Origin of the sequence: Streptomyces sp. MST-110588 (assembly GCF_022695595.1) — a bacterium.
Lineage (GTDB): Bacteria > Actinomycetota > Actinomycetes > Streptomycetales > Streptomycetaceae > Streptomyces.
The window spans coordinates 3,292,461-3,318,026 of record NZ_CP074380.1; the positions used below are offsets into that span (position 1 = coordinate 3,292,461).

At 71.7% G+C, this 25,566-nt stretch carries 28 protein-coding genes; 20 read left to right on the forward strand and 8 right to left on the reverse strand.

The window, feature by feature from the left end; genetic code table 11:
- Window positions 1–473 precede the first annotated feature (473 nt).
- From KGS77_RS14290 to KGS77_RS14300, 3 genes are all read left to right on the forward strand, one after another.
- Window positions 474–1,313, forward strand: coding sequence for a sulfurtransferase (locus KGS77_RS14290; RefSeq protein WP_242581469.1), 840 nt, complete (start codon window positions 474–476; stop codon window positions 1,311–1,313).
- Between the two features lie 56 nt (window positions 1,314–1,369).
- Window positions 1,370–1,657 carry a DUF1416 domain-containing protein gene (locus tag KGS77_RS14295; RefSeq protein WP_242581470.1) on the forward strand — a complete coding sequence of 96 codons (288 nt, stop codon included), beginning with the start codon at window positions 1,370–1,372 and terminating at the stop codon, window positions 1,655–1,657.
- A gap of 161 nt (window positions 1,658–1,818) precedes the next feature.
- Window positions 1,819–2,094, forward strand: coding sequence for a DUF3099 domain-containing protein (locus KGS77_RS14300; protein WP_242581471.1), 276 nt, complete (start codon window positions 1,819–1,821; stop codon window positions 2,092–2,094).
- Between the two features lie 64 nt (window positions 2,095–2,158).
- Here the strand turns inward: KGS77_RS14300 and KGS77_RS14305 are convergent, their stop codons facing one another.
- The gene (locus KGS77_RS14305) at window positions 2,159–2,524 is read right to left on the reverse strand and encodes a DsrE family protein (RefSeq protein WP_242581472.1); all 366 of its coding nucleotides are present in this window, start codon (window positions 2,522–2,524) and stop codon (window positions 2,159–2,161) included.
- 291 nt (window positions 2,525–2,815) lie between these two features.
- On the opposite strand from KGS77_RS14305, the gene KGS77_RS14310 reads away from it, so the two are divergent.
- From KGS77_RS14310 to KGS77_RS14320, 3 genes are all read left to right on the forward strand, one after another.
- The gene (locus tag KGS77_RS14310; RefSeq protein WP_242581474.1) at window positions 2,816–3,379 is read left to right on the forward strand and encodes an FABP family protein; all 564 of its coding nucleotides are present in this window, start codon (window positions 2,816–2,818) and stop codon (window positions 3,377–3,379) included.
- Window positions 3,380–3,490: 111 nt separating this feature from the next.
- The gene (locus KGS77_RS14315; RefSeq protein WP_242581476.1) at window positions 3,491–3,928 is read left to right on the forward strand and encodes a transcriptional repressor; all 438 of its coding nucleotides are present in this window, start codon (window positions 3,491–3,493) and stop codon (window positions 3,926–3,928) included.
- 10 nt (window positions 3,929–3,938) lie between these two features.
- Window positions 3,939–4,904 carry a glycine cleavage T C-terminal barrel domain-containing protein gene (locus KGS77_RS14320; protein WP_242581479.1) on the forward strand — a complete coding sequence of 322 codons (966 nt, stop codon included), beginning with the start codon at window positions 3,939–3,941 and terminating at the stop codon, window positions 4,902–4,904.
- 108 nt (window positions 4,905–5,012) lie between these two features.
- Here KGS77_RS14320 and dtd read toward each other — a convergent pair whose 3' ends face one another.
- Entirely contained in the window at window positions 5,013–5,438 is a 426-nt protein-coding gene (gene dtd / locus KGS77_RS14325) for a D-aminoacyl-tRNA deacylase (RefSeq protein ID WP_242581481.1), read from the reverse strand.
- Window positions 5,439–6,041: 603 nt separating this feature from the next.
- Here dtd and KGS77_RS14330 point away from each other — a divergent pair.
- The 6 genes from KGS77_RS14330 to KGS77_RS14355 all read left to right on the forward strand — a co-directional run bounded on the left by KGS77_RS14330 (window position 6,042) and on the right by KGS77_RS14355 (window position 10,932).
- On the forward strand, window positions 6,042–6,551 hold the full coding sequence (locus KGS77_RS14330; protein WP_242587470.1) for an ABC transporter substrate-binding protein: 510 nt from the start codon (window positions 6,042–6,044) through the stop codon (window positions 6,549–6,551).
- Window positions 6,552–6,608: 57 nt separating this feature from the next.
- Complete coding sequence (locus KGS77_RS14335) at window positions 6,609–7,679, forward strand: asparaginase (RefSeq protein WP_242581482.1); 1,071 nt, start codon at window positions 6,609–6,611, stop codon at window positions 7,677–7,679.
- Window positions 7,680–7,844: 165 nt separating this feature from the next.
- Complete coding sequence (locus KGS77_RS14340; RefSeq protein WP_242581485.1) at window positions 7,845–9,086, forward strand: GNAT family N-acetyltransferase; 1,242 nt, start codon at window positions 7,845–7,847, stop codon at window positions 9,084–9,086.
- A gap of 96 nt (window positions 9,087–9,182) precedes the next feature.
- Window positions 9,183–9,704, forward strand: coding sequence for a GNAT family N-acetyltransferase (locus KGS77_RS14345; RefSeq protein ID WP_242581487.1), 522 nt, complete (start codon window positions 9,183–9,185; stop codon window positions 9,702–9,704).
- 82 nt (window positions 9,705–9,786) lie between these two features.
- On the forward strand, window positions 9,787–10,218 hold the full coding sequence (locus KGS77_RS14350; protein WP_242581489.1) for an ankyrin repeat domain-containing protein: 432 nt from the start codon (window positions 9,787–9,789) through the stop codon (window positions 10,216–10,218).
- A gap of 147 nt (window positions 10,219–10,365) precedes the next feature.
- On the forward strand, window positions 10,366–10,932 hold the full coding sequence (locus tag KGS77_RS14355; RefSeq protein ID WP_242581491.1) for an NAD(P)H-dependent oxidoreductase: 567 nt from the start codon (window positions 10,366–10,368) through the stop codon (window positions 10,930–10,932).
- 142 nt (window positions 10,933–11,074) lie between these two features.
- On the opposite strand, the gene KGS77_RS14360 is transcribed toward KGS77_RS14355, so the two are convergent.
- Window positions 11,075–11,950: an NAD(P)-binding domain-containing protein gene (locus KGS77_RS14360; RefSeq protein WP_242581492.1), complete on the reverse strand. Its 876-nt coding sequence runs from the start codon at window positions 11,948–11,950 to the stop codon at window positions 11,075–11,077.
- Between the two features lie 170 nt (window positions 11,951–12,120).
- Here KGS77_RS14360 and KGS77_RS14365 point away from each other — a divergent pair, with 170 nt between their 5' ends.
- The gene (locus tag KGS77_RS14365; RefSeq protein ID WP_242581493.1) at window positions 12,121–12,480 is read left to right on the forward strand and encodes a helix-turn-helix domain-containing protein; all 360 of its coding nucleotides are present in this window, start codon (window positions 12,121–12,123) and stop codon (window positions 12,478–12,480) included.
- Window positions 12,481–12,519: 39 nt separating this feature from the next.
- Here KGS77_RS14365 and KGS77_RS14370 read toward each other — a convergent pair whose 3' ends face one another.
- Entirely contained in the window at window positions 12,520–14,112 is a 1,593-nt protein-coding gene (locus KGS77_RS14370) for a carotenoid oxygenase family protein (RefSeq protein ID WP_242581494.1), read from the reverse strand.
- Between the two features lie 293 nt (window positions 14,113–14,405).
- On the opposite strand from KGS77_RS14370, the gene KGS77_RS14375 reads away from it, so the two are divergent.
- From KGS77_RS14375 to KGS77_RS14400, 6 genes are all read left to right on the forward strand, one after another.
- On the forward strand, window positions 14,406–15,248 hold the full coding sequence (locus KGS77_RS14375) for a GNAT family N-acetyltransferase (protein WP_242581495.1): 843 nt from the start codon (window positions 14,406–14,408) through the stop codon (window positions 15,246–15,248).
- A 218-nt stretch (window positions 15,249–15,466) separates the two neighbouring features.
- Entirely contained in the window at window positions 15,467–16,318 is an 852-nt protein-coding gene (locus KGS77_RS14380) for a putative protein N(5)-glutamine methyltransferase (protein ID WP_242581496.1), read from the forward strand.
- A 107-nt stretch (window positions 16,319–16,425) separates the two neighbouring features.
- Window positions 16,426–16,944, forward strand: coding sequence for a toxin-antitoxin system HicB family antitoxin (locus KGS77_RS14385; protein WP_242581497.1), 519 nt, complete (start codon window positions 16,426–16,428; stop codon window positions 16,942–16,944).
- 98 nt (window positions 16,945–17,042) lie between these two features.
- The gene (locus KGS77_RS14390; RefSeq protein WP_242581498.1) at window positions 17,043–17,891 is read left to right on the forward strand and encodes a DUF4097 family beta strand repeat-containing protein; all 849 of its coding nucleotides are present in this window, start codon (window positions 17,043–17,045) and stop codon (window positions 17,889–17,891) included.
- Window positions 17,892–17,981: 90 nt separating this feature from the next.
- Window positions 17,982–19,037 carry an ATP-binding cassette domain-containing protein gene (locus KGS77_RS14395; protein WP_242581499.1) on the forward strand — a complete coding sequence of 352 codons (1,056 nt, stop codon included), beginning with the start codon at window positions 17,982–17,984 and terminating at the stop codon, window positions 19,035–19,037.
- Complete coding sequence (locus tag KGS77_RS14400; RefSeq protein ID WP_242581500.1) at window positions 19,034–19,825, forward strand: ABC transporter permease; 792 nt, start codon at window positions 19,034–19,036, stop codon at window positions 19,823–19,825. Before KGS77_RS14395 ends, KGS77_RS14400 begins: the two co-directional genes overlap by 4 nt.
- 121 nt (window positions 19,826–19,946) lie before the next feature.
- Here the strand turns inward: KGS77_RS14400 and KGS77_RS14405 are convergent, their stop codons facing one another.
- Window positions 19,947–20,339 (reverse strand): YciI family protein, encoded by a 393-nt coding sequence (locus KGS77_RS14405; protein ID WP_242581502.1) that lies wholly within the window; start codon window positions 20,337–20,339, stop codon window positions 19,947–19,949.
- A 201-nt stretch (window positions 20,340–20,540) separates the two neighbouring features.
- Between KGS77_RS14405 and KGS77_RS14410 the strand changes: the two genes are divergently transcribed.
- Entirely contained in the window at window positions 20,541–21,026 is a 486-nt protein-coding gene (locus KGS77_RS14410; protein ID WP_242581504.1) for a DNA-binding protein, read from the forward strand.
- A gap of 70 nt (window positions 21,027–21,096) precedes the next feature.
- Here KGS77_RS14410 and KGS77_RS14415 read toward each other — a convergent pair whose 3' ends face one another.
- Genes KGS77_RS14415 through KGS77_RS14425 form a run of 3 tightly spaced genes read right to left on the reverse strand, consistent with a single transcriptional unit; the run spans window position 21,097 to window position 25,462 of the window.
- The gene (locus KGS77_RS14415) at window positions 21,097–22,815 is read right to left on the reverse strand and encodes an ABC transporter ATP-binding protein (protein ID WP_242581505.1); all 1,719 of its coding nucleotides are present in this window, start codon (window positions 22,813–22,815) and stop codon (window positions 21,097–21,099) included.
- Entirely contained in the window at window positions 22,812–23,528 is a 717-nt protein-coding gene (locus tag KGS77_RS14420; protein ID WP_277994223.1) for a metal-dependent transcriptional regulator, read from the reverse strand. Before KGS77_RS14420 ends, KGS77_RS14415 begins: the two co-directional genes overlap by 4 nt.
- Entirely contained in the window at window positions 23,525–25,462 is a 1,938-nt protein-coding gene (locus tag KGS77_RS14425) for an ABC transporter ATP-binding protein (RefSeq protein WP_242581506.1), read from the reverse strand. The genes KGS77_RS14420 and KGS77_RS14425 overlap by 4 nt, the downstream gene beginning before the upstream one ends.
- Window positions 25,463–25,566: the final 104 nt, after the last annotated feature.

Below are 25,566 nucleotides of genomic sequence, written 5' to 3' on the forward strand. Positions count from 1 at the left end.
TCATCCCACATATCGGTCGCTTACGTCTCATCATCCGACACACCGGTGACACACCCCGCCGCCCCTCCCTACGATCGGTGCCATGAAGCGACAGGCGGATCTCACCAAGCGGCGGGCAGTCGACCTCTGCCGGGTCGCCGCCATGCTCTGTCGTACCGCCTGACGGGCTCCTCAACGCCCGCCTCCGCTCGGCCCGTTGAGGCGTGAGGCCCACCCGGCCCGGCTTCGCAGAGCCCGCAGACCGCCACAGCTCCACGTGCCACCCCGTACGTCCGTACATCCCGTACCGCCGTACGTCCCGTACATCCGCACATCGCATCCGCACACCCGCACAGCCCCGCGCCACCCACCGCGGGCCCGCAGCCTCCCCGCGCACCGCCCGGAGACGGCCCGCACCCCGGCGTACACGTGCAGCACCCTCCCCCACGGCCCCGGACGGGCATGGGGGCCCCATCGCCCCGGAGGAGACGAACATGAGCCGCAGTGACGTCCTGGTGGACGCCGACTGGGTCGAGGCCCACATCGACGACCCCAAGGTGGTCATCGTCGAGGTCGACGAGGACACCTCGGCCTACGACAAGAACCACATCAAGAACGCCGTCCGCATCGACTGGAAGCAGGACCTCCAGGACCCGGTGCGCCGCGACTTCGTCGACCAGGCCGGCTTCGAGAAGCTGCTCTCCGAGAAGGGCATCGCCAACGACGACACGGTCGTCCTCTACGGCGGCAACAACAACTGGTTCGCGTCCTACGCGTACTGGTACTTCAAGCTCTACGGCCACCAGAGCGTCAAGCTGCTGGACGGCGGGCGCAAGAAGTGGGAGCTGGACTCGCGCGACCTGGTCGACGCCGTCCCCACCCGCCCCCGTACCGACTACAAGGCCAAGCCGCAGGACACCTCCATCCGCGCCTTCCGCGACGACGTCATCGCCGCGATCGGCAACCTGAACCTGGTGGACGTCCGCTCCCCCGACGAGTTCAGCGGCAAGCTGCTCGCCCCGGCGCACCTCCCGCAGGAGCAGTCGCAGCGCCCCGGCCACGTGCCCAGCGCCCGCAACATCCCCTGGTCCAAGAACGCCAACGACGACGGCACCTTCAAGTCGGACCAGGACCTCAAGGCCCTCTACGAGACGGAGTCCGTGGACCTGTCCAAGGACACCATCGCCTACTGCCGCATCGGCGAGCGCTCGGCGCTGACCTGGTTCGTGCTGCACGAGCTGCTCGGCCAGCCGAACGTGAAGAACTACGACGGCTCCTGGACCGAGTACGGCTCGCTCGTCGGCGTCCCGATCGAGCTCGGCGCCGCGAAGTAGTCCCGGCCCGGCTCATCCCAGCCCCACCAGCCCCTACCACTTGAGGAAGTACCCACATGTGTGGAGCACAGGCCGGCGGTCCGGACGCTTCGACCGCCAAGCCCGGTGAGACGACCATCCAGGGCAGCGTGACCCGCGACGGCCAGCCCGTCGCCGGCTACGTACGCCTCCTGGACAGCACCGGCGAATTCACCGCGGAGGTCCCCACCTCGGCGACCGGACAGTTCCGCTTCTACGCGGCCGAGGGCACCTGGACGCTGCGCGCGCTGGTCCCCGGCGCCTCGGCGGACCGTACCGTCGTCGCCCAGCGCGGCGGCCTGGCGGAGGTCGCCATCACCGTCTGACGCCCTGCGCCGCCGTGCCGCGGCCGCGCCGCACGCCGGCGCCGCCGCGGCACGGCGCCCTCACCGGCCGGCGGGCCGCACCCCAGGGGTTTGGACACCTTCGGACGGGGGTGCGGCCCGCCGCGCTTCTCACCCACCGCGGGCGGATTTACGGTGGAACCATGCACGCGCACCAGCGCCCGTCCGCACAGCGCCGGCACCGCCGGTACTTCGTGATGATGGGCGTCTGCATCACCCTGTTCGTCCTGGCGTGGGGCGTCGTACGGCTCTGGTCGGTGCCGGTGGCGGTGGGGATGTGCGTGGTCGCCATGGTCATCCCGCCCTGCGCGGCGATCGTCGGCAACCGCAGGGAGCCGGACGAACGCTGGTGGGACGAGTCCGGCGACCCCGAGTCGGACCGCTGGTGGCGCGAGATCGACGACCACCGCCCGCGCTGACGCGCACCTGCCTGCGGACACCCGCACCTACGCCTGTACGTATGGGCGTAGGTACACGTGTTCCTCAGTAGACCAGCGCCTGCACCTCGTCCGCCATGGCCTCACTGACGAACACCTGCGCGCCGGCGATCCGCGCGCCCTCGATCAGGTCCTTCTCCTCGATGTCCCGGCGCGCCGCGCACTGCGTGCACACCGTGATCGTCCCGCCGCCGGCCGTGATCCCCTCGATCAGGTCGGGCAGCGGCGCCGCGTGCGGCAGTGTGAACTCCGCCGCCCGGCCCGGCAGCGCGAACCACGTCGACTCCCCGGTCAGCCAGAGCGAGACCTCCACGCCGCTGGCGACGGCCACCGCCGCCACCGTGAACGCCTGCGAGCACCGTTCGGGCGCGTCCGCGCCCGCCGTCACCTTGATCACGAGCTTCTTCGCCATGCCCGCACTCTAGGCCGACCGGGCCCAGATCCTGCCCGGCGGGCCAAAACGGCGCCGGAAGCGTACGCGGCGGACCTCACAGCGCCGCCCGTACCGCCGACGACTAGACTCGCTCCCGGTCCGTAACACCTCACTCCGTCCGAGGAGCGCGCTCGTGCTTGAGGCAGTCTTCACCACCCTGCTTGTCCTGGTCGCCGTGGGCGTCGTCGCCTTCGCCGGTCTGACCTGGAAGAAGCTGTACCAGGGCCAGCGCTAGTCCTCACTCTCCGCCACCAACAGATCGCCTGAGCCATGATCGAGATCCCGTCCGACCTGAACCCGTCCCTCGTGCCCCTGGCCTTCCTCCTCGGCAACTGGGAGGGCGCGGGTGTCTACGACTTCCCCGGCACCGAGAAGTGCAACTTCGGCCAGGAGGTCACCTTCACCCACGACGGCCGTGACTTCCTCGAATACACCTCCCGCAGTTGGGTCCTGGACGCCGAGGGCAAGAAGGTCCGCCCGCTGGAGACCGAGTCCGGCTACTGGCGTATCGACAAGGACCGCAAGGTCGAGGTCGTGATGATCCGCGACCAGGGCGTCGTGGAGATCTGGTACGGCGAGCTGGCCGACCAGAAGCCGCAGATCGACCTGGCCACCGACGCCGTCGCGCGCACCGCCGCCGCCGGCCCGTACAGCGGCGGCAAGCGGCTGTACGGCTACGTCAACAGCGACCTGATGTGGGTCGGCGAGAAGGCGACCCCCGAGGTGCCGCTGCGCCCGTACATGTCCGCGCACCTGAAGAAGGTCGTCGACCCCCGCGAGTGGGCCAAGGACCTCAAGGACCTCCCGGACGACGGCATCGCCTTCTTCAGGTGAGCTTCTCCGGGCCCCGTCAGGCCCCGTGCGCATGAGCCGGTGGGTCCGGCCGGCGGATGCGGGGCCTGATGGGCCGTACGCACCGGGCGCTCGTACTCCTACACTGGCGGTGTGGTGAGCACCGACTGGCAGAGCGACCTCCGCAAGCGCGGCTACCGACTTACCCCGCAGCGCCAGCTCGTCCTGGAGGCTGTGGACAAACTGGAGCACGCCACCCCCGACGCCATCCTCACCGAGGTGCGCAAGACCGCCGGCGGGGTCAACATCTCCACCGTCTACCGGACGCTGGAGCTGCTGGAGGAGCTGGGGCTGGTCAGCCACGCCCACCTCGGGCACGGCGCCCCCACGTACCACCTCGCCGACCGGCACCACCACATCCACCTGGTGTGCCGGGACTGTACGGACGTCATCGAGGCCGACCTCTCGGTGGCCGCGCCCTTCACGGCGACGCTGCGCGAGACGTTCGGCTTCGACACGGACCTGAAGCACTTCGCGATCTTCGGGCGCTGCGGCCCATGCACCTCTCGGGCGGCAGCCGCCGAGTCGTAGGCTGCATGTCATGAAGAGCCCCCTGCTGTCGCTGCCCGGTGCCGTCCCCGCCGAGGCTCCCGACGAAGGCGTCGCCGGCCATTACGGCGATCTCTTCCGGGAGCAGCGCGCGCTCGCCGACGGCTCCGGATTCGTGGACCTCTCGCACCGCGGCGTGGTCACCGTCACCGGTGAAGAGCGCCTGTCCTGGCTGCACCTGCTGATCACCCAGCACGTCACCGACCTCGCGCCCGGCCACGCCACCGAGGCGCTGATCCTCTCCGCCAACGGCCACATCGAGCACGCCCTGTACCTCGTCGACGACGGGACCACGACCTGGCTGCACACCGAGCCGGGCACACAGGAGGCGCTGATCGCCTACCTGGAGAGCATGAAGTTCTTCTACCGCGTCGAGGTTGCCGACCGCACCGCCGACTTCGCCGTGGTCCACCTCCCGGCCGGCTCCATCACCGAGATCCCTGAGGACGTCGTCGTACGGGAGACCGCCCACGGCCGCGACCTGTTCCTGCCCCGCGAACGCCTGGAGTCCTTCGCGGCGGCGGCCGGCCCGGCCATCGGCGTACTGGCCCTGGAAGCACTGCGCGTGGAGGCCCACCGCCCGCGCCTGGGCCTGGAGACCGACCACCGTACGATCCCCCACGAGCTGGGCTGGATCGGCACCGCCGTCCACCTGCAAAAGGGCTGCTACCGCGGCCAGGAGACGGTGGCCCGGGTCCACAACCTGGGGAAGCCGCCGCGCCGCCTGGTCTTCCTCCACCTGGACGGCAGCGAGGTCCACCTGCCCCCGCACGGCACGCCGCTGCGCCTGGCCGCCGACGGCGAGGAAGGCCGCCAGCTCGGCTTCGTGACGACCTCGGCCCGCCACCACGAGCTGGGCCCCATCGCCCTGGCCCTGGTCAAGCGCAACATTCCTATCGACGCGCCGCTGATCGCGGGCACGACGGCGGCGGCCCAGGAAGTCGTCGTCGAGCCGTAGGGGGCCGTAGGGGGCTTCGGGCGAGGGACTTCGGACGGGGGCTTCGGAAGGGGCTTCGGACTGGGGCTCCGGAGGGGGCTTCGGCCGTGGGGATCTTTGTTCGGCCGGTCAGATCTCCAGCAGGACCGTGAACGGGCCGTCGTTGGTCAGCGAGACCTTCATGTCCGCGCCGAAGCGGCCCGTCTCCACCCGGGCGCCCAGGGCCCGGAGCTGGGCGACCACCTCGTCCACCAAAGGCTCGGCGACCGGGCCGGGGGCCGCCGCGTTCCAGGTGGGGCGGCGGCCCTTGCGGGCGTCACCGTAGAGAGTGAACTGGCTGATGACCAGCAGCGGTGCGCCGGTGTCCGAGCAGGACTTCTCACCGTCCAGGATGCGTACGGACCACAGTTTGCGGGCGAGCTGGGCGGCCTTGGCCGGGGTGTCCTCGTGCGTGACCCCGACCAGCACGCACAGCCCCTCACCCACGATCTCGCCGGTGATCTCCCCGCCCACCTCGACGCGTGCGCCGTCGACCCTCTGCACCACTGCTCGCATACGGGCCATCATGCCCTGCGCCGCAGCGGCGCGGCCGGGCGCCTTACCACTGGGGCCGTTCGGGTGCCATGGCTCTGCGCGCCGGCCACGCACAGTGGCACCATGCGTGCACGCGGTGCGTTTCGCGGACAACCCGCCGTCGAATCCGCACCGGACGAGGGGACGGAACGATTCATGAGCACTGCCGGATCCGGGACGCCTGGTCCCGTACCCACCGCCCGCACGACCCGTACGCCCGGGACGGCCCACGGTCCCGGAACACCCCATGCCCCGGGAGCGCCCTACGGCCCCGGAACGCCGCACGGTCACGGAACACCCCATACGCCGTGTGGGCCCGGGGCGGTCCACAGCTCCGGGACACCGCACACCCCCGGCCCGGGCGCGCGGGTGCCCGGACCGGCCCGCACGGCGGCCACGGCCGCGCCCACGGCCCTGCCGCCGACCACGCCCACGCCCACGGTCCATCACACCCCCACCCCCACTCCCACGCCTACGCCTACGGTCCACTCCACGCCCGCCCCCACCGCCGCCGCCGGCCGGTCCGAGCCGACCCGTAACGAGGAGGGCCCCCTGTTCCAGGCGGGTTCGGCGCAGTACCAGCCGCTGCCGTACCGCAGCCGCTACCGCACCACCGCGCCCGCCGACCTGTGCGGGCTGGGCCTGCCCGAGCTGCGCTCGCTGCGCCGCGACTCCCAGCGTGAGGAGGCCGACCTGAGCTACGTACGGCGGCTGCTCCAGGGCCGTATCGACATCCTGCGGGCCGAGACCGCCCGCCGCTCCGCGCCGCTGGCGTCGCTGCTGGACCGGCTGCCGGAGATCCTGGCGGACCTGCCCTCGCGGCACCGCTCCTCGGCCCGGCACGTGACGCTGGGGACCCCGCACAGCGAGGAGTGCCGGCAACTGGCCGAGGAGATGCTCGGCGAGGTCCAGCTCTCGGACCTCACGGCCCGTACCGACCAGGAGCTCCAGGACGCCATGGGCCGGCTGATCCGCTATGAGCAGCAGGTTTCCCGGTGCCGGCAGTCCCTCCAGCGGACCGCGGACGATTGCAGCGCCGAGATCGCCCGAAGGTACCGTGAAGGTGAAGCACAAGTAGACGACCTGCTCTCCTGACCCTTCGGGCACAGTTCCGGGGGAGGACCGCAGGTCACCTCCCCCGGAAGGCCGACGATGACCTCCTCCCGCCCCGAGAGCCCCGCCGGGCCGTCCTCCTCCGGCACGGCGCCGTCCTCCGGCTCCGGCATATCCACCGGTGCCCACGGCGCCGGTGACGCCCCCGTCGTCGGTGACGCTCCCGCTCCCACGGCGCCCGTCCTCGCCGAGGTCATACGTTCCGGGTTCGTCGAGGGCCGGCACCGCGGGTCGCTGGTGATCCTGGCGGCGGACGGCAGCGTGCAGACGGCCCTCGGTGATGTCACGGCCCCCGTCTTCCCGCGCTCCACCAACAAGCCGATGCAGGCGTCGGCCGTCCTGCGGGCCGGTCTGGAGCTGGCGGGCGAGCGGCTGGCGCTGGCCGCGGCCAGCCACTCCGGCGAAAGCTTTCACCTGGACCTGGTGGAGAAGATGCTCGCCGAGTACGGCATCTCCCCCGACCTCCTCCAGACCCCGCCCGACCTCCCGCTGGACCCGGCCGAGGCGGAGCGTTACGTGGCGTCCGGGCGGGGCCGCGAGCGCATCACCATGAACTGCTCCGGCAAGCACGCCGCGATGCTCGCCGCCAGCGCCGCCAACGGCTGGCCGCTGGAGACCTACCTGGACCTGGACCACCCCCTCCAGCAGCTCGTCCTTGAAGAGGTGCGCGCCGCCAGCGGCGAGCGGGTGGACCACATCGGTACGGACGGCTGCGGCGCGCCCCTGATGGCGATCTCACTGACCGGCCTGGCCCGCGCCTTCCGCCACTTCGTCCTGGCCGGGCCGGGCACGCCCCAGCGGCGGGTCGCGGACGCCATGCGCGCCCACCCGGAGTACGTGGCCGGCACCCGCCGTCCCGACACCTGGCTGATGCGGGCCCTGCCCGGCACGCTGTCCAAGATGGGCGCGGAGGCCGTGCAGGCCGTGGCGCTGCCCGACGGCCGCGCGCTGGCCTTCAAGGTCGAGGACGGGGCGACCCGTACCCTCGGGCCGATACTGGGCCGCGCGCTGCGCATGATGGGCGTGGACGCGCCGGTCCTGACGCGGATCGAGGACACCCCGCTGCTGGGCGGCGCCGAGCGCGTGGGGGAGATCCGCGCGGCGTTCTGAGGGGTTTCCGAGGGGGCGGGGCGCGGTGGTACGCACACATGCGGAGAACGTACGCAGGGCGTCCGTACGTCCTGTGTACGGCCCTCTCACGGCGCCCCTTGAGGCGCCCTCCGAGGCGCGGAAAACCAGGCGACGTCACGACAGTGGCGTCGCTACCTTACGGGCATGAATCTCCAGATCCGTACGGTGGCTGAAGAGGACATACCCGACTGGTTGCAGGCGGTGATGACAGGATTCCTGCGACCGCCGGAGGTCTCCAAAGAAGACGTCGAGTACCGCACCGCGCACCACGACCCCGAGCGCACGCTGGGCGTCTTCGACGCCGGCCGCTGCGTCGCCACGTTCGAGAGCTTCCCGCAGGACCTGACGGTGCCCGGCGGCGCGCGCCTGCCCTCCGACGCCGTCACCCGCGTCACCGTCTCCCCCACCCACCGCCGCCGCGGCCTGCTGACCCGCATGATGGACAAGGACCTGCGGGCCGCCAAGGAACGCGGCGACGCCCTGGCCACGCTGATCGCCGCCGAGTACCCCATCTACGGGCGCTACGGCTTCGGTCCCGCGACCGGCTTCACCGAGTGGCGGATCGACGTGGCCCGCGCCCGGCTCGACCCGCGGTACGCGGTCCCCGAGGACGGCGGGCGGGTCGACCTCGCCGACGGTCAGCAGGTCCGCGATCTCGGGCCGAAGCTGTTCGACCGCTTCCGGGACATCGTGCCGGGTTCGGTCTCCCGTAACGAGACGTGGTGGAAGCGGTTCACCGGCCAGATACGGCTGCCCAGCCATCCCTGGACGGAGCCGTTCCACGCCGTGTACCGCTCGGCGTCCGGCGAGGTGCAGGGCATCGTGACCTACACGGTCGACGACAAGTGGGAAGCCAAGCTCCCGCAGAACACCGCCACCGTCCAGCAGTTGATAGCGACCACACCCGCCGCTGAGCGGGCGCTGTGGCACTTCGTGTGCTCCGTCGACTGGGTCACGTACGTCAAGACCGGGGTGCGCGCGCCCGACGACCTGCTCCCGCATCTGCTCGGCGACCCGCGCGCAGCCGTCGTCCACCAGACGGCCGACTACATGTGGCTGCGCCCGCTGGACATCCCCCGGATGCTTCAGGCCCGTACGTACCCGGTCGCCGGCTCCCTGGTCCTGGAGGTCATCGACAGCGCCGGACTGGCCGGGGGCCGCTTCCTGCTGGATGCCGGACCCGAGGGCGCCACCTGCACCCCCACCACCCGCCCGGCCGACATCGTCCTGCCCGTGAGCGAGCTGGCGCCGCTGTACATGGGGGACGAGTCCGCCTCGCGGCTGGCCGCCCTCGGCTCGATCGAGGCCGGGCGCCCCTCGGCCCTCGTCACCGCCGACACCCTTTTCGGTACGGGGCGCCGCCCCTGGTGCCCGGACATGTTCTGAGGCCGCGGCAGTCCGGACGCGTCCGGATCAGCCCGTAACGCCCCGGCCGGTCTCCGCCAGGATGGACGCAAGAACGACTCCGACCAGGATGGACGCATGAACGACTTCGACGCACCCACCGACGACATCGCTCTGCACCCCGCCCGCCCCGAGGAGTTGACCGCCGTCGCCGCGCTGCGGTGGCGGTGGTTACAGGAGAGCGGTGGGGCGCCGGTGACCACGCGGGAGGAGTTCGTACATCGTTTCGTGGCCTGGGCGCGGCAGAACACCTCCTCGCACCGCTGCGTGGTCATGACCCGCGGGGAGGCGGTCATCGGGATGGCCTGGCTGGCGATCACCGGGCGGGTGCCGCATCCGGGGGCGCTCGACCGGGCGTCCGGTGACGTCCAGTGCGTGTACGTCGTACCGGACGAGCGCGACGGCGGCCTCGGCGGCCGGCTGATCGGGGCCGTTCTGGGCCTCGCCCGGGACGCCGGGCTCGAACGGGTGACGGTCCACTCCAGTGACCGGGCGGTCCCGGCGTACGCCCGCCAAGGATTCACCCGGTCCCCGCGGCTGCTCCAGACCGTCCCGCTGCGGGCACAGGAGGTCGTGGCCACCCGCGACAGGACGCGCTGAAGGACTTCCCCGGCACGGTGCCCGGCGGTCATAAAGTGGCCGGGACAGCGCATACCACCACCAGAGCCGGAGGCCGGCGACCATGAGTGAAGCCAACACGCAGCCGCAGGGGCCCGAGTCGATCGAGCACGCGCACGACCCGGAGGTGCTCCAGCTCGCGGCCAAGGTGTTCGACCTGGCGCGGCACGGGGACACCGACACGATCGCCGCGTACGTGGACGCCGGCGTACCCGTCAACCTCACCAACGACAAGGGCGATTCGCTGGTGATGCTGGCGGCCTACCACGGCCACCTCGACACCGTCATGGCGCTGCTCCAGCGGGGCGCCGACGCCGACCGGCCCAACGACCGGGGGCAGACGCCGATCGCCGGGGCCGTCTTCAAGGGCGAGGACGAGATCGTACGGGCGCTGGTGGAGCACGGCGCGGACCCGGCGGGCGGGACGCCGTCGGCGATCGACACGGCGCGGATGTTCCAGAAGACGGAGCTGCTGAAGCTGTTCGGGGTGGAGTGACCCGGGCCGCGGCCGGACCGCGGCCGGGCCGCCACCGGACCGCCTTCGGTCTCTCCTCGATCCGCCCGTTGACATGAACTTTACTTGAGGTTTTAGCGTCGGGGCCGGAAGAGAGCACGCCCCATCCGCCTTCGGAAAGGCCCCGTCATGTCCGAGCAGCGCTTCACCCTGGCCGTGATCGTCGGCAGCACCCGGGAGGGCCGGTTCGCGCCCGTCGTCGCGAACTGGTTCGCCGGGCACGCCCGCCGCCGCGCCGGCATCACCGTCGACGTCATCGACCTCGACACCGTCCGCCCCTACGAACTCCGGCACGGCTCCGAGGAGATGGCGCTGTTCGCCAAGCGCGTCGGGGCGGCGGACGCGTTCGTCGTCATCACCCCCGAGTACAACCACTCCTTCCCCGCACCGCTGAAGCACGCCATCGACCTGCTGCACCAGGAGTGGCAGGCCAAGCCGGTGGGCTTCGTGTCCTACGGCGGGATCTCCGGCGGCCTGCGGGCCGTGGAGCAGCTCCGTACGGTCTTCGCCGAACTGCACGCGATGACGGTGCGCGAGACGGTCAGCTTCTCCATGGCCCACGGCCTCTTCGACGGCGAGGGGCGACTGCGCGAGCCCGCGGCGGCGGACCAGGCGGCCGACGCCCTCCTCGACCAGGTGACCTGGTGGGCGCTGGCGCTGAAGGAGGCGCGGCGGGTCCGGCCGTACGGCACCTGAGCGGACCGGCGTCCGGCGGACCGGAGCGGGCGTTTGCGCCTCCGGGCCCGCCGCCGGCGGCCCTCCGCTTCCGCGCCGGCCCTCCGGTCCCGGGCCGGCCCGCCGGCGGCTCACCGTCCGCAGGGCCGGCCCGCCCGGCTCCTCATCCCAGCAGTTCGATCAGGCCCGAGAGATCCTCCTCACCGTGCCCGTCCGCGATCCGCCGGTCCATCAGCTCCGCCAGCGGCTCCAGCAGCACGGTGCTGACGCCCTGATCCCGCTGCGTCTGGAGGATGTTGGCGAAACCGGTCCGCTGCATGGCCAAGTTGGACACCACATTGTCCTCGTACGCCTTGCGGGCGACCTGGTCCGCGTAGTTCGGCACCCCCGCCTCCAGCATCGCCCGCATCCAGGGCATCAGCAGCGACTCGGTGAACGCGGTGAGTTCGGTGCCCGCCGTACGGGCCAGGGCCAGCGCCTGGATCGCGCCCGACGCCAGCCCGTACAGGGCGGTGAGCAGGGCCAGGTCGTGCAGGGAGGCCGAGCCCGGGTCCGTACCGAGGTACACGGCCGAGCCCAGTACCTCCAGGTCCGCGCGCCACTCCTGGAACGCGGCCTCCTCGCCGCTGTAGAGGATGAACGCCTCGGGCGTGGCGATGCCCGGCGGGACGGCCATGATTCCGCCGTCCAGGTAGCGGATGCCGTGCTCCTTCGCCCACGCGGCGGTCTCCCGGGCCTGCTCGGGCGTGCCGTTGGTGAGGTTGACGACAGTACGGCCGGCCAGCTCCGCGGCGAGCGGGCGCAGCACGCTCTGCACGGTGTCGTGGTTCAGCAGGCAGACGACCACCAGCGGTCCGGCCGTCACCGCCTCGGCGGCGCTCGCTGCGCGCACCGCTCCCTTGGCCACCAGCGGCTCGGCCTTGGCGGCCGTACGGTTCCACACCGTCGTGGGCCGGCCGGCCGCCAGGAACGCCCCGGCCAGCGCCGCACCCATGTCGCCCAGCCCGATGACGGACACCGGCGTACGGTCCTCGCTCATGTTCATAACTCCCCTAATGAAGGCGGTATTTCGTTCTTCGGTGCGCGCGGTATCGATGCTCGTCGGTGACTTAGCATTCAACAAGTACCGACTAATAAGTCAGGTACGCACCTCCTGGTAAGTACCTGCGCCGGGGGATCGGGAATCGGTGAGTGGGGAGCGGAGCAGGCATGAGGACACGCAAGAGCCCGTACGAATGCGGTCTGGACGCGGCCGTCGACGTCATCGGCGGCAAATGGAAAGTCCTTCTGCTGTGGGCGCTGCAATCCGGCCCGCGGCGCTTCGGTGAACTCAAACGCGATGTGCCGGCCGTCAGCGAGAAGGTGCTCATCCAGCAGTTGCGGGAAATGGAGGAGGACCGCATCGTCCACCGGGAGGTCTACCACCAGGTCCCGCCGAAGGTGGAGTACTCGCTGACAGAGCTGGGCATGTCGCTGAGTGCGGCGCTGGAGCCGCTCGGGATGTGGGGTCGGGAGCACATGGCCGAGTTGGAGGCCACATACGACAGCCGTCACCCGCGGGCCTCCTGAGCACCACCCCCGCGCAGACGGACGCCTTCGGCCCGCTCGTCAGCCGGCGTCGGGCAGCCAGTTCCCGTGGAAGCCCACCGGCACCCGTACCGGCAGGTGGACGCGGGCCACCGGCTCGCCCGTGATGTCCCGCGCGGACAGGACGACCAGGTCCGTCGCTCCCCGGCCGGGCTCGAAGACGTACGTCATCAGCCAGCCGTCGTCCTCCTCGGCGTCCGGGCCGCGGGGGATGAACACCGCCTCGCCGACGTCGCCGTGGGGCGAGAACATCCGCACTTCGCTGGTCCCGCGCTCCAGGTCGTACTTCACCAGCCCCACGCCCAGCCGCTCGGCGGCGGGCCCGCCGGTACCGGTACGGGCGCCTGGCGCGGCGGGCCCGCCGGACGCCGTAGGGATGCCGGGCGCGGTAGGGATGCCGGGCGCGGTGGGGACGCCGGACACGGCCGGTCCGCCGCGGTCGGCCAGGTGCCCGCGGATCCGTGCCGAGCCGTAGCCGTCACCGGGCTCCAGCACCCCGTACCCGTACCGGTGGCCCCTGGTCATCCGGCGCGGGTCCACCCGGGGAAACTCCACCGGCCGGTCGTCCATCCGCTCCTGCCGCACCCGCCCCGCGACCAGGTCCACCGTCCAGCGCTCCAGGCTCGGCGGGTACTCGTCCTCCCCGACCCGGCCCTTGTCGAACAGCCGGTCGTACCGCACGAGATGGATCGTGATCCGGCTGCCGTCCGCCGACTCGTACGCGTTCATCGGATGGAAGACGAAACAGGGCCCGACCTCCAGCCAGCGCACGTCCCGCGCACCGCCCTTCCGCGGCAGCACGCCCAGCCGGGGCCGCCGCTCGGGATCCCAGGCGTACGGGAGGCCGCCCGCGCGCCCGGCCCGGTCCAGGCTGAAGACCACCGGCAGGTCGTACAGCAGCACATACCGCGCCGTGAGCGAGAAGTCGTGCATCATCGGGCGGCCGTCGACGGGGATGTCGACATACCGCCGTATCCGTCCGTTGGTCGCGGCGACCAGATACTGGACGTAGGGCCAGGCCCAGCAGTACGCCACACAGTGCAGCTCACCGGTGGCCGGGTCGGTCGTGGTGTGCGCGGCATAGCCGCCGGGGAGGGTGCCGGCGAAGTCGAAGGGGCCGACGGTGTTCAGCTCGTCGTCCAGCTCGTACGGCAGCGGCCCGCCCTCCACCAGCGCCAGGTTGCGGCCGACGAAGCGGGTGATGTGGGTGTTCGGCGCGAAGTCCATGTCCATGTGGCGCGGCCCGTGCAGGATCTTCTCGCCCAGCCGCCGGGCGACGGAGTCCGAACGGACCCAGCGGTTGCGGTACCACTGCGCGCGGCCGTCCCGCAGCCGTACACCGTGCACCATCCCCTCACCGCTGAACCACTGGTACGCCGCCGGGTCGGTCACCGCCAGCGGGTTGGGCCCGTTGCGCAGATAGCGCCCGTTCAGCCCGTCCGGGATCCGGCCGGTCACCGCCAGGTCGTACGCGGCGATCTCCTCCCGCACGGGGGCGAACAGCCCGCTCAGATACGGATTCGTCCCCGCACCGAGGTCTGCGCCCGGGTCCGGGGTCGGGCCCGGAGTCGGATTCGGGACGGGACCTGGGTCCGGATACGGGTCATACGTCATCGTCAGCCACCTCCCCGGCCGCCGCCGGCGGCGGGGCCCCGCTTACACCCTCCAGCGCGGACGCCCGCCCGTCGACCCCCGCACCCGCACCCGCACGTACGTCCATACGTCCGTGCGGTACGTCTGCGCTGTATGCCCGCGCCGGGCGCCGGGGGGCGAGGGAATCCTTTCGGCGGCACGCCCCCTCTCGGTCCCTTTCCCCACTTGGGCCTCGCTTCTACCGTGCTTACCCCCTGCCCCTCTTGGGGAGAAATCCGATTGCCCCGCATCCCGGCCGGTGATCCCCTGTGCGCATGAATCACGAAGCGATGGTTGCGGAATTCGATGAGCAGGTGCGCCGGAACGCGCGGCCCGACGGCCCCGGCGCGCACGTCGAGCGGGTGGGCGACGTCGTACGCCAGACCGGCCCGGACCCCGTCTGGAACGGCGTCCTGTGGTCCGGCTTCGACGGGACCGACGGGGAGGCGACGGACGCGGCCATCGCGGAGCAGGTGCGGTATTTCACCGCGCTCGGCCGGGAGTTCGAGTGGAAGCTGTACGCGTACGACCGGCCGGGCGACCTCGCCGAGCGGCTGGAGGCCGCCGGCTTCACCCCCGAGCAGCCGGAAACACTCATGATCGCGCGGATCAGCGACCTGTCCATCGGCACCGGTACCAGCACTGATGCCGGCACCGGGGCCGGGACCGGCGCCGAAACCCGGCCACCCGAGGGCATCACCCTGCGCCAGGTGACCGACGCCGCCGGTGTCGACCTGATGGCGGACGTCCACGACCAGGCGTTCGGCACGGACGGCACCCGCATCCGTCAGCAGCTCCTGGCCCAGCTCACCGAGCGGCCGGACACCGTCGTCGCCGTCATCGCGATGGCCGGTGACGTGCCGGTGAGTTCGGCGCGGATGGAGCTGCTGCCCGGCTCCGACTTCGCCGGGCTGTGGGGCGGCGGCACCGTATCCGAATGGCGCGGCCGGGGCATCTACCGCGCTCTGATCGACTACCGCGCCCGGATCGCCGCCGAACGCGGCTACCGCTACCTCCAGGTGGACGCCTCCAGCCAGAGCCGGCCGATCCTCGAACGCCTCGGCTTCGCCCCCCTGACGACCACCACCCCGTACCTCTACCGCCCGCGCCTTTCCTGATCCGGCTCGCCCACGGGTGATGCCTGGTCAGGCCGTGCCGTACCTGATGTAACGTTGGCGGCTCCAGCAGTGCACGTACCGAGGAGGTGAGACCCATTACCGCTGTACCGGACTGGGCGCTCTCCCCTCGCAGGCGTACGGCCGCTGCCGCCTAGACGCCTGGGCGCAGGCGACGACGAGAGCACCCTTCGGCTCCTCCCGAAAGGCACGAAGCTCTCATGACAGCCCCCGCCACCCCCTCTTTCCCCGCACGTCCCTCCCTCTCCTCCCTCTCCTCCCCCTCTACCCGCTTTCCCGCCGTCGTGTCACGGCTCCGGGCAGCCGGCTGCGTTTTCGCCGAGGAGGAGGCGGAGTTGCTCATCTCCACGGCGCGCACCCCGGCCGACCTGGCCGCCATGGTCGACCGGCGGGCCGCGGGCCTGCCCCTCGAACACGTCCTGGGCTGGGCCGACTTCTGCGGCCTGCGGATATCCGTGGACCCCGGCGTGTTCGTACCCCGGCGCCGTACGGAATTCCTCGTCCAGCAGGCCGCCGCCCTCGCCGGTCCGGGCGGCGGCGTCGTGGTCGACCTGTGCTGCGGCTCGGGGGCCCTGGGCGCGGCGCTCGGCGCGGCCCTGGACGACGTGGAACTGCACGCCGCCGACATCGACCCGGCGGCGGTACGCTGCGCCCGCCGCAACCTGGCCGCCGCCGGAGGCCACGTCTACGAGGGCGACCTCTTCGACCCGCTGCCCGCCACCCTGCGCGGCCGGGTCGACATCCTCCTGTCCAACGTGCCCTACGTACCCACCGCAGAGATCCCGCTCCTCCCGCCCGAGGCCCGGGTCCGTGAGGCGCGGGTGGCCCTCGACGGCGGTACGGACGGTCTGGACGTACTGCGCCGGGTCACCGGCGAGGCGGCACAGTGGCTGGCGCCGGGCGGCCACCTGCTCTTCGAAACGAGCGAGCGCCAGGCCCCCGAAGCCGTGGAGACCGCCTCCCGCAGCGGCCTGCTCCCCCGCGCCGTCACCGACGAGGACCTGTACGCCACCGTCGTCATCGCCACCCGCCCGCCCGTCCCGACTCCTTGACCCGATCTGGCCCGACCGAGACCAATTTCCGCAGGTCAGGCACTATGACACCACGCGCGCGCCACGAGACACTTGCGGTGGCGCCACCGTGGTGCCATAGTGGCGTCATGGACCTCACGCCCTACGTCGACAATCTCCGGCGCGAGCTGGCCGTCGCCGCGGACGCGGGCGGCGACGACGCCCGCGCGCTGACCGAGCGGCTGACCGCACCCCTGGAATCGGCCGCCCGACTGACGCTGCTCAACGCACTGTCCGCCGCCATGAGCGAGGTCACCCGCGACCTGGCGCCGGGCTCGGTCGACGTACGGCTGCGGGGGCTGGACCCCGAGTTCGTGGTGACGGCGCCGCCCGTCGACGGGGGCACCGCCGCGGAACCGCCCGCGCCCCTCGAACCGCTCAAGGCCCCGGTCCCGGCCGACGGCGACGAGGGCGGCACCGCCCGCGTCAACCTACGCCTGCCGGCCCACCTCAAGGCACGCGCCGAGGAGGCCGCGAGCCGCGAGGGCCTGTCGGTCAACGCGTGGCTGGTGCGGGCCGTGTCGGCCGCGGTCGACGGTGGCACCCGGCCGCGTACGGCGGAGAAGGCCCGGACCGTGGGACAGAGCTTCACGGGCTGGGTGCGCTGACCGCTCACCCCACATCACCTCGCCTCACCGGCACCACTTCACCCACGCCACGTCCCACCTGCGGGGACGTCTCCAAGACTCAAGAGGACGGGACAGCCATGCCTTCTTTCGACACTCCTGAAGCGATCTCGGTCACGGCGCGCGTGGAGGCCGGTTCCATCCAGTTCACCGCGGGCGACCGGGCCGACACGGTCGTCGAGGTGCGGCCCCGCGACCCGAAGCGGGACGTGGACGTACGGGCGGCCGACCAGACCGAGGTCACGTACGCGAACGGCGAACTGACCGTCAGGACGCCCAAAGGCCATCTGCTCGGCCTCGGCCGCACCGGCACCGTCGACGTGGCGGTCGAACTGCCCACGGGCTCGCACATCGACATGACCGGCGCCTGGGCCCAGGTGCTCGGCGAGGGCCGGCTCGGCGAGGTGCGCGTGAAGACCTCGTCCGGCGACGTCCGCCTCGATGCGACCGGCCCGCTGCATCTGACCGCGTCACACGGCTCGATCAGCGTGGACCGGGTCCAGGGGCCGGCCGAGATCACCACCAGCTCCGGCAGCCTGCGCGTCGGCCTGGCCGACGGCCCCGCCGTACTGAAGAACTCGCACGGCTCCACGACCGTCGGCGCCGTCACCGGCGAGCTACAGGCACGCGGCGCCAGCGGCGACATCGAGATCCGGCGCGCCGAGAGCTCGGTCACCGCCGCGACCGCCCACGGCACCCTGCGCGTCGGCGAAGTGGCGCGCGGCAAGGTCGCATTGGAGACCTCGTACGGCGCGATCGAGATCGGCGTGCGCGAGGGTACGGCCGCCTGGCTCGACGTCAGCTCGTCCTCCGGCCAGGTGCGCAACACGCTCACCGCCTCGGAGTCCCCGGAGGGCGCCGAGGACACCGTCGAGGTCCGCGCCCGCACCCGGTACGGCAACATCGACATCCGCCGCGCCAAGGTCTGAGCGCCCCTCCCACAACCGGCACCACCTCCCGGCGCCACCTCCTGTCCCCACCCACCACTCGCCCACCACACCCTTCGAACGGAGGGCCTCATGCCTACGTCTGTCATGCCCACGCCACGTCGCACCCACAGCAGTCACCCGTCGTCGGCCGCCATCTCCGCCGTCGGCCTGCGCAAGTCCTACGGCGACCGGACCGTCCTGGACGGCATCGACCTGAACATCCCGGCCGGGTCCGTCTTCGCGCTGCTCGGGCCGAACGGCGCCGGCAAGACCACCACCGTGAAGATCCTGTCCACACTCATCACCGCCGACGGCGGGCAGGCCCAGGTCGCGGGCCACGACATCGCCACGTCACCGGACGGGGTACGGGCCTCGATCGGCGTCACCGGTCAGTTCTCCGCCGTCGACGGACTGATCACCGGCGAGGAGAACATGCTCCTCATGGCGGACCTGCACCACCTGTCCAAGCGCCAGGGGCGGCGGGTCACCGCCGAGCTGCTGGAGCGGTTCGACCTCGTCGACGCCGCCGGGAAACCCGCCCAGAGCTACTCCGGCGGGATGAAACGCCGCCTGGACATCGCCATGACCCTCGTCGGCAACCCGCGGATCATCTTCCTCGACGAGCCGACGACCGGCCTCGACCCGCGCAGCCGCCACAACATGTGGCAGATCGTCCGCGGGCTGGTCTCCGACGGCGTCACCGTCTTCCTCACCACCCAGTACCTGGACGAGGCCGACGAACTCGCCGACCGTATCGCGGTGCTCAACGACGGCAGGATCGCGGCCCAGGGCACCGCGGAGGAGCTGAAGCGGATCGTCCCCGGCGGGCACGTACGGCTGCGGTTCGCCGACCCGTCCGCGTACCGGTCCGCCGTCTTCGCCCTGCCCGAGGTCACCACGGACGACGAAACGCTGACGCTGCAGATCCCCAGCGACGGCAGCCAGCGCGCACTGCGCGCCGTACTGGACCTGCTGGACTCCGCCGGCGTCGAGGCGGATGAGCTGACCGTGCACACCCCCGACCTCGACGACGTGTTCTTCGCCCTGACCGGCTCCACCGTCCCGAGCCGGTCCGGCCCGATCGACCGGCCCGGCCAGACCGCCCGGCCCGACCAGCCCAAGCAGGAAGGTAGGACCGTCCGATGAGCTCCCTCTCCCTCGCCGTACGCGACTCGTCCACGATGCTGCGCCGAAATCTGCTGCACGCCCGGCGCTACCCGTCCCTGACGCTGAATCTGCTGCTCACGCCGGTCGTGCTGCTGCTGCTCTTCGTCTACATCTTCGGCGATGTGATGAGCGCGGGCATCGCGGGCGGCGGGGCGGACCGGTCCGCGTACGTCGCCTACCTCGTCCCGGGCATCCTGCTGCTGACCATCGGCGGCACCACGATCGGCAGCGCGGTGTCCGTCGCCATGGACATGAACGAGGGCATCATCGCCCGCTTCCGTACGATGGCGATCCACCGCGGGTCGGTGCTCGTCGGGCACGTCATCGGCAGCGTGCTGCAGTGTGTGATGAGCGTCGTCCTGGTGGGGGCCGTCGCGGTGGCCATCGGGTTCCGGTCCACGGACGCCACCGCCCTGGAGTGGCTGCTGGCGCTGGGGCTGCTGGCGCTGGTCTCCCTGGCACTCACCTGGATCGCGGTCGGCATGGGCCTGTCCAGCCCGAACGCCGAGGCGGCGAGCAACAACGCCCTGCCGCTGATGATCCTCCCGTTCCTGTCCAGCGCCTTCGTGCCGGTCGACGCGATGCCGGGCTGGTTCCGGCCGATCGCCGAGTACCAGCCGTTCACCCCGGCCATCGAGACGCTGCGCGGCCTGCTGCTGGGCACGGAGATCGGCAACAACGGGTGGCTGGCCGTCGCCTGGTGCCTGGGGCTGGCCGCGCTCGGCTACTTCTGGTCCAAGTCGCTCTTCAACCGCGACCCGAAGTAGCGGAAGGAGAAGAGGGACAGGCCGGTCAGCAGCCCGAGCCCACCGCCCTCGGGGGCGGCGCGCGCCGACACCGCATCGGCCCGCGCCGCCCCGTCGGCGTTCTCTCTACGACTTACGCAAGCTACTGCTCCACCGCAGGGCACATGCCCTCCGCCGAGGGCTCGGCGATCTCCCGGACCTCGGCACTCACGGCGTGCCGGCTCTCCGGATGGATCTCCAGGAACCGCCGGACCCACTCCAGGGCCTCGGCCTTGTCCTTGGCCTGGATGATGGAGTATCCGCCGATGACCTCCTTGCTCTCGGTGAAGGGCCCGTCGGTGTAGCTGAGTTTGCCGCCGGACCAGGTCAGCCGGGCGCCGTCGGCGCTCGGCGCGAGCGCGGCCGTGTCCAGCATGACCCCCGCCTTGGTGATCTCCTCGTACAGCGCGCCCATACGCTCCTCGAACTCCGGGCCCGGCGCCTCGGCGGCAACGGCCCGCTCGTCCAGGTGAATCAGCGTCAAGAACCGCGGCATGAGAGCTCTCCCGTCTTAAGAGCGGGGCCTGTCCCCGCCTCTCACCCAAGCGACGAACGGCAGCGACCCGGATCGACACTCCTCCCAGACTTTTTTTCCGCGCCTATTCACCACACCACCGCCCGCCCCCAACCAGGCGTGCAAACAACTCGTTCACAACATTCCATTGACAACGTTCCACCCACTCGCCACCCTTGCTCCATGACCTCGTCGCCCAAACACCCCACCGACCCCGCGACCTTCACGCCCCCGCACCCGGAGCAGGCGCGTACCCACCGCGTCCATGCCTCGCTGTTCCGTATCGCCGAGCGGCACGCGGCCACCGACGACCAGCGCCGACGGCAGACCCACCCCTCCGTACTCGGCCCCCACGAAGCCGTCAGGCTGGTGTCCTTCCTGCTCAGCGGCGCCGCCCAACGCCACGAGGACGAGCCGGAGGTGGACCACGCCGACATCACCGCCGCGCTGACCCTCGTACCGCTGATGCGCGGGGAGATGGACGAACTGGAGGCCGGACTCCTCCAGATGGCGCGCGGTCGCGGCATGACCTGGCCGGAGATCGCCTTCGGCCTCGGCCTGCGCACCCCGCAGGCCGCCCGCCAGCGCTACGAACGACTGGCCGAGCGCACCACCCCCGACTCCGACCCCGACCCCGACCCCGAACAGGACGCTGACCAGCACCGGTAGGCGGCGCCCGGAACCACCGACCGGCCGGGCCCCGGCCGCACCGGCCAGGGCCGAAAGCCGCGTCCCCGGCTCATTCACCCGCCGCCGCTGTCAGGGAGATGTCCCAGAACTCGGCGTAGCGGCCACCGTGGCGCAGCAGCTCGTCGTGGCTGCCTTCCTCCACGATCCGGCCGCCGTCCAGGAAGACGACGCGGTCGGCGCGTCGTACGGTCCTCATCCGGTGCGCGACCATCACCACCGTCCGGCCCGCCATCAGGCGCTCGATGCCCTCGTGGACGGCCGCCTCGTTCACCGGGTCCAGCGCGGAGGTCACCTCGTCCAGCAGCACCACGGGCGCGTCCTTCAGCAGTGCCCGGGCGATCGAGACGCGCTGGCGCTCACCGCCCGACAGCAGTGCGCCGCCCTCACCGACGTTCGTCGCCCATCCGTCGGGCAGTCGCTCGATCACCTCGTCCAGCCTCGCCGCGGTGACCGCCGCCCGCACCTCGCCTTCGGTGGCGTCGGGGCGGCCGAGGCGTACGTTCTCCTCGATCGTGCCGTCGAAGAGATAGACGTGCTGGAAGACGATGGCGATCTGCGCCATCAGCCCCTCGGTGCTGATCGCGCGTACGTCCACACCGCCCATGCGCACCGCGCCCGCGTCCACGTCGTAGAACCGTGCGAGCAACTGCAGCAGTGTGCTCTTGCCCGAGCCCGACGGTCCGACCACGGCGAGCCGCTGTCCCTCCGGTACGGACAACGACACGTTGTCGATCACCGTACGGTCGCCGTGCCGGAAGGTGACGGCCTCGTACTCCAGGTCGTGGCCGACCGGGGGCCGGGCCGGACCGGGAGGTTCCGGCAGCGGCTCGGTGCGCAGCACCGTGTCGAGTCTGGCCAGCACGGAGCGCGCGCCGCGGAGTTTGCCGGCGATGTCCGTCAGCGACAGCAGTGGATCCGCGCAGCGGGCGGCCAGCACCAGGGCCGTCAGGACTTCCGCCACCCCGATGTGCCCGCCGAGGGCGAGGCCGGCACCCAGGACCAGCAGCCCGGTGAACACCGCCTGCACCGTGAGCGTCAGGCCCACCGCGCCGGGCAGTGCGCGAAGCGTGGAACGGCGGGAGGCGCGCTCGACCTGGCGCAGCGCGTCGTCGAGCAGCCGGAAGCGTTCGGCCGTCCGGCCGCCGGCCCGCAGCACCGGCTGGGCCTGGAGATATTCGATGACCCGCCCGGTGGCCTCGTCGTCGCGTACGGCGCGCTCCGCGTCACCCGCGGCCGTCGAGCGCCCCGTCCAGATCTGGATCGCGGCCACCGCCGGTACGGCGAGCAGCGCGGCCAGGCCCATCTGCCACTGGTAGGCGAGCAGCACGGCGACGATCGTCAGGGGCGTCACGCCGGCGTTGATGAACGGCGCCAGCAGGTGCGCGATCACACTCATCGCCTCCAGGACGCCGCGACCGGCCAGGACGGACACCTCCCCGACACGGCCGGCGCCGTACCAGCCGAGGGGCAGCCGGGCCAGGTGCTCCCCGAGCCGGTGGTACATACCGCGCAGCAGGGCGGTGCCGACCTGGAACCCGGACAGATCGCTGAGGTAGCGCAGCGCCGCGTAGAGCGCGAACGCGGCCCCGAACGCGGTCAGCCAGGGCCAGGCGTCTTCCGGCGTGCCCCCGAGCAGTGCCCGCAGCACGGGAACCAGCAGGGCGTAGGACAGCCCCTCGGCCACCGCGGTCGTCGTCATCAGGGCCACGGTGCGGCGCAGCGGGCGGGCGTGTTCACGTCCCAGCACGCGCAGCAGCATGCGGATCATCGGGCTTGGTCTCCTTGCCGTACGCGTACGTCACCAGGGAATTCCACGAAGACGTGGTCACTGAGCCGGTGGGGGATCGTCGCCTGCTGCGCACCGGTCACTCTCACTCCGCTCCCGGTGGCCACGGCCGTGACGTGGTGACCGGGCCGGATGCCGGCGTGCTTCAGGCGCAGCAGTGCCGAAGGCTCGTTCTGGAGCAGTTCGCCGATCCGTAGCACCCGTACGGCCGTCACCGCGCGCTCCGCGGTGGTCGCCGCGTCCGTCAAAGTGAGGACGGAGGCCGGCCCGGTGTCCCATTCCACCCCCGTGGGAATGGGACTGCCGTGCGGGCACATGGCGGGGTGGCCCAGGACCTCCGTCAGCCGGCTCTCCACCGCGTCGGAGATCACGTGCTGCCATCGGGACGCCTCGACATGGACGTCCTCCCACCGGAGGCCGATCACGTCCGCCAGGAGGCATTCGGCCAGGCGGTGCTTGCGCATCACCCGCGTGGCCCGCCGGCGGCCCGGCTCCGTCATCACCAGACGCCGGTCCTCGGCCACCCGTACCAGACCGTCGCGCTGCATCCGGGCCACGGTCTGTGAGACGGTCGGCCCGCTGTGCCGCACCCTTTCGGCGATCCGGGCCCGAAGGGGCACCACCCCCTCCTCCTCCAGCTCGAAGATGGTCCGCAGGTACATCTCCGTCGAATCGACCAGGCCCTTGCTTGTCACGGCCGCTCCTCCCGTTGCGGACCGGTCCCGTCAGCGGTCCCGTCACCGGTCCCGCCCGCAGTACCGTCAGCAGTCCCGTCAACGGTCTCCTCGGCAGTACCGTCAGCGGTCCCGTCGTCTGTCGCCGACCGGTGCGCCCGCCAGAACGCGGCGAACCTCCCGCCCAGGGCCAGCAGTTCGGCCGGCCGGCCGCGCTCGACGATCGACCCGTTGTCCAGCACCACCACGGTGTCGGCGTCCGCGATCGTCTCCAGGCGGTGGGCGATGACCACAATGGTCCGCTCGCCGTCCAGCGTCGCCAGCGCCCGGTGCACCGCCCGCTCGGTCTGCGGGTCGGCGAAGGCGGTCGCCTCGTCGAGCACGAGTACGGGTGTGTCGGCCAGCAGTGCCCGGGCGAGCGAGATCCGTTGCGCCTCACCGCCGGACAGTCCCGCGTCCTCGCCGATCACCGACTCGTATCCGCGGGGCAACTGAAGAATCCGGTCGTGGATGCCGGCCAGCCGGGCGGCGCGCACCACCTCCTCGCGGCCGGCGTGCGGGAGCGCCAGTGCGATGTTGTCGGCGACGGAGGCACGCAGCAGCCGGACGTCCTGGAAGACGAAGGAGACCTTCCGGTAGAGCTCCCGGCTGTCGATCTCACGCAGATCGACGCCGCCCAGGACGACCGAACCGTGGGTCGGGTCGAAGAACCGCGGCAGGAGCTGGACGAGGGTGGATTTCCCGCTTCCGGACGGTCCGACGACCGCGGTGACCGTTCCCGGTTCGAGGACCAGGTCGATCCCGCGCAGCACCTCGTGACCGGCTTCGTACACGAATCGCACGTCGCGCAGTTCCACCCGGTGGCCCTGTGGTACGAGCGGGTGCGCGGGCTCCGGCAGCGACTCCACCGCCAGTACGTCACGGATCCGGCGCACCGCGCGACCCGCGGCCTGCAGGTCGTCGAAGCCGTGCCCGAGGGCCGCCACCGGAGCGGTCAGTCCCAGTCCGAGCAGCAGGAAGGGCAGCAGGTCGGCCGGGGCCAGCTCACCGCTCGTGATCAGCGCCGCGCCACCGGTCAGCACGACCAGCAGGACGAACGGTGGCGAGAGCACCAGTTGCATCCCCGCGGCGATCCTGGAGATGCCGTGCACCCACCGGTGAAACGTTGCGACGAAATCGTCCGCGGCCGTCAGGAACTTACGGTGGGCGCGCCCGGATCGGCCGAACGCCTTGACCACCGAGATACCCTGCACGAACTCGACGACGGAGCTGGAGATCCGGCCCATCGCCGCGTCGAAGTCCTCCTGCTCGCGCGACCGGGCCGGCGTCATCATCAACGGCACCAGCGCCACCGCCAGCACGACCGGTGCCAGCGTGATCAGTGTCAGCCGCCAGTCGATGGTGAACAGGTAGACCATCGACACCAGCGGCACCACGAACGCGGAGACCAGCTCGCCGGGGGCGTGGGCGATGAACGGGTGTACGGCGCCCACGTCCTCCCCCACCACCTTGGCCAGCTCGCCGGTCCGGCGCCGGGAGAACCAGCCGATCGGCAGCCGTCCCAGCCGCTCCGCCAGTTGCCGGCGGAAGGACAACTGCACCCGGCCGTCAAGGATGTGCCCGACTCCGGACGCGGCGGCCGTGAAGAGCAGGCGGACGAACAGGCCGGCCGCACCCACGGCCACGACGGTCCAGACGTGGCCGCGATCGACCGGGCCGGGCGACAGCAGGGCACGGCCCAGTTCGACCACCGCCAACAGCGGCGCCAGACCCGCGAGCGCGCCGATGACTTGGAGGGTGACCACGGCGGCGAGGCTCCCCGCGTAAGGGCGCAGCAACGCCGCCAGGCGCGGTCCCGCCGGGCTCTGCCCCGCCGGGCCCCGTCCCGCCGCCGTTTCGGCATCCGGTGGTGGTGCGGACTGCTCCCTCGTCCTGGCAAGATCGGTGGTGGTCATCGCCCTCCCGTCTCCGTCGGTCTCGTCGCGACCAGGCCCCTGGTCGAGCCGTGGTCATGTCCCCTTCAGGGCCGGCCCACCGGCGGCGCCGAGCGGCAAGGCCG

Bases quoted from the DNA above. Each gene is read 5' to 3' on its own strand.
- KGS77_RS14290 (WP_242581469.1), top strand. From the start codon at position 474: ATGAGCCGCAGTGACGTCCTGGTGGACGCCGACTGGGTCGAGGCCCAC.
- KGS77_RS14295 (WP_242581470.1), top strand. From the start codon at position 1,370: ATGTGTGGAGCACAGGCCGGCGGTCCGGACGCTTCGACCGCCAAGCCC.
- KGS77_RS14300 (WP_242581471.1), top strand. From the start codon at position 1,819: ATGCACGCGCACCAGCGCCCGTCCGCACAGCGCCGGCACCGCCGGTAC.
- KGS77_RS14305 (WP_242581472.1), bottom strand. From the start codon at position 2,524: ATGGCGAAGAAGCTCGTGATCAAGGTGACGGCGGGCGCGGACGCGCCC.
- KGS77_RS14310 (WP_242581474.1), top strand. From the start codon at position 2,816: ATGATCGAGATCCCGTCCGACCTGAACCCGTCCCTCGTGCCCCTGGCC.
- KGS77_RS14320 (WP_242581479.1), top strand. From the start codon at position 3,939: ATGAAGAGCCCCCTGCTGTCGCTGCCCGGTGCCGTCCCCGCCGAGGCT.
- dtd (WP_242581481.1), bottom strand. From the start codon at position 5,438: ATGCGAGCAGTGGTGCAGAGGGTCGACGGCGCACGCGTCGAGGTGGGC.
- KGS77_RS14335 (WP_242581482.1), top strand. From the start codon at position 6,609: ATGACCTCCTCCCGCCCCGAGAGCCCCGCCGGGCCGTCCTCCTCCGGC.
- KGS77_RS14340 (WP_242581485.1), top strand. From the start codon at position 7,845: ATGAATCTCCAGATCCGTACGGTGGCTGAAGAGGACATACCCGACTGG.
- KGS77_RS14345 (WP_242581487.1), top strand. From the start codon at position 9,183: ATGAACGACTTCGACGCACCCACCGACGACATCGCTCTGCACCCCGCC.
- KGS77_RS14350 (WP_242581489.1), top strand. From the start codon at position 9,787: ATGAGTGAAGCCAACACGCAGCCGCAGGGGCCCGAGTCGATCGAGCAC.
- KGS77_RS14355 (WP_242581491.1), top strand. From the start codon at position 10,366: ATGTCCGAGCAGCGCTTCACCCTGGCCGTGATCGTCGGCAGCACCCGG.
- KGS77_RS14360 (WP_242581492.1), bottom strand. From the start codon at position 11,950: ATGAGCGAGGACCGTACGCCGGTGTCCGTCATCGGGCTGGGCGACATG.
- KGS77_RS14365 (WP_242581493.1), top strand. From the start codon at position 12,121: ATGAGGACACGCAAGAGCCCGTACGAATGCGGTCTGGACGCGGCCGTC.
- KGS77_RS14370 (WP_242581494.1), bottom strand. From the start codon at position 14,112: ATGACGTATGACCCGTATCCGGACCCAGGTCCCGTCCCGAATCCGACT.
- KGS77_RS14375 (WP_242581495.1), top strand. From the start codon at position 14,406: ATGAATCACGAAGCGATGGTTGCGGAATTCGATGAGCAGGTGCGCCGG.
- KGS77_RS14380 (WP_242581496.1), top strand. From the start codon at position 15,467: ATGACAGCCCCCGCCACCCCCTCTTTCCCCGCACGTCCCTCCCTCTCC.
- KGS77_RS14385 (WP_242581497.1), top strand. From the start codon at position 16,426: ATGGACCTCACGCCCTACGTCGACAATCTCCGGCGCGAGCTGGCCGTC.
- KGS77_RS14390 (WP_242581498.1), top strand. From the start codon at position 17,043: ATGCCTTCTTTCGACACTCCTGAAGCGATCTCGGTCACGGCGCGCGTG.
- KGS77_RS14395 (WP_242581499.1), top strand. From the start codon at position 17,982: ATGCCTACGTCTGTCATGCCCACGCCACGTCGCACCCACAGCAGTCAC.
- KGS77_RS14400 (WP_242581500.1), top strand. From the start codon at position 19,034: ATGAGCTCCCTCTCCCTCGCCGTACGCGACTCGTCCACGATGCTGCGC.
- KGS77_RS14405 (WP_242581502.1), bottom strand. From the start codon at position 20,339: ATGCCGCGGTTCTTGACGCTGATTCACCTGGACGAGCGGGCCGTTGCC.
- KGS77_RS14410 (WP_242581504.1), top strand. From the start codon at position 20,541: ATGACCTCGTCGCCCAAACACCCCACCGACCCCGCGACCTTCACGCCC.
- KGS77_RS14415 (WP_242581505.1), bottom strand. From the start codon at position 22,815: ATGATCCGCATGCTGCTGCGCGTGCTGGGACGTGAACACGCCCGCCCG.
- KGS77_RS14425 (WP_242581506.1), bottom strand. From the start codon at position 25,462: ATGACCACCACCGATCTTGCCAGGACGAGGGAGCAGTCCGCACCACCA.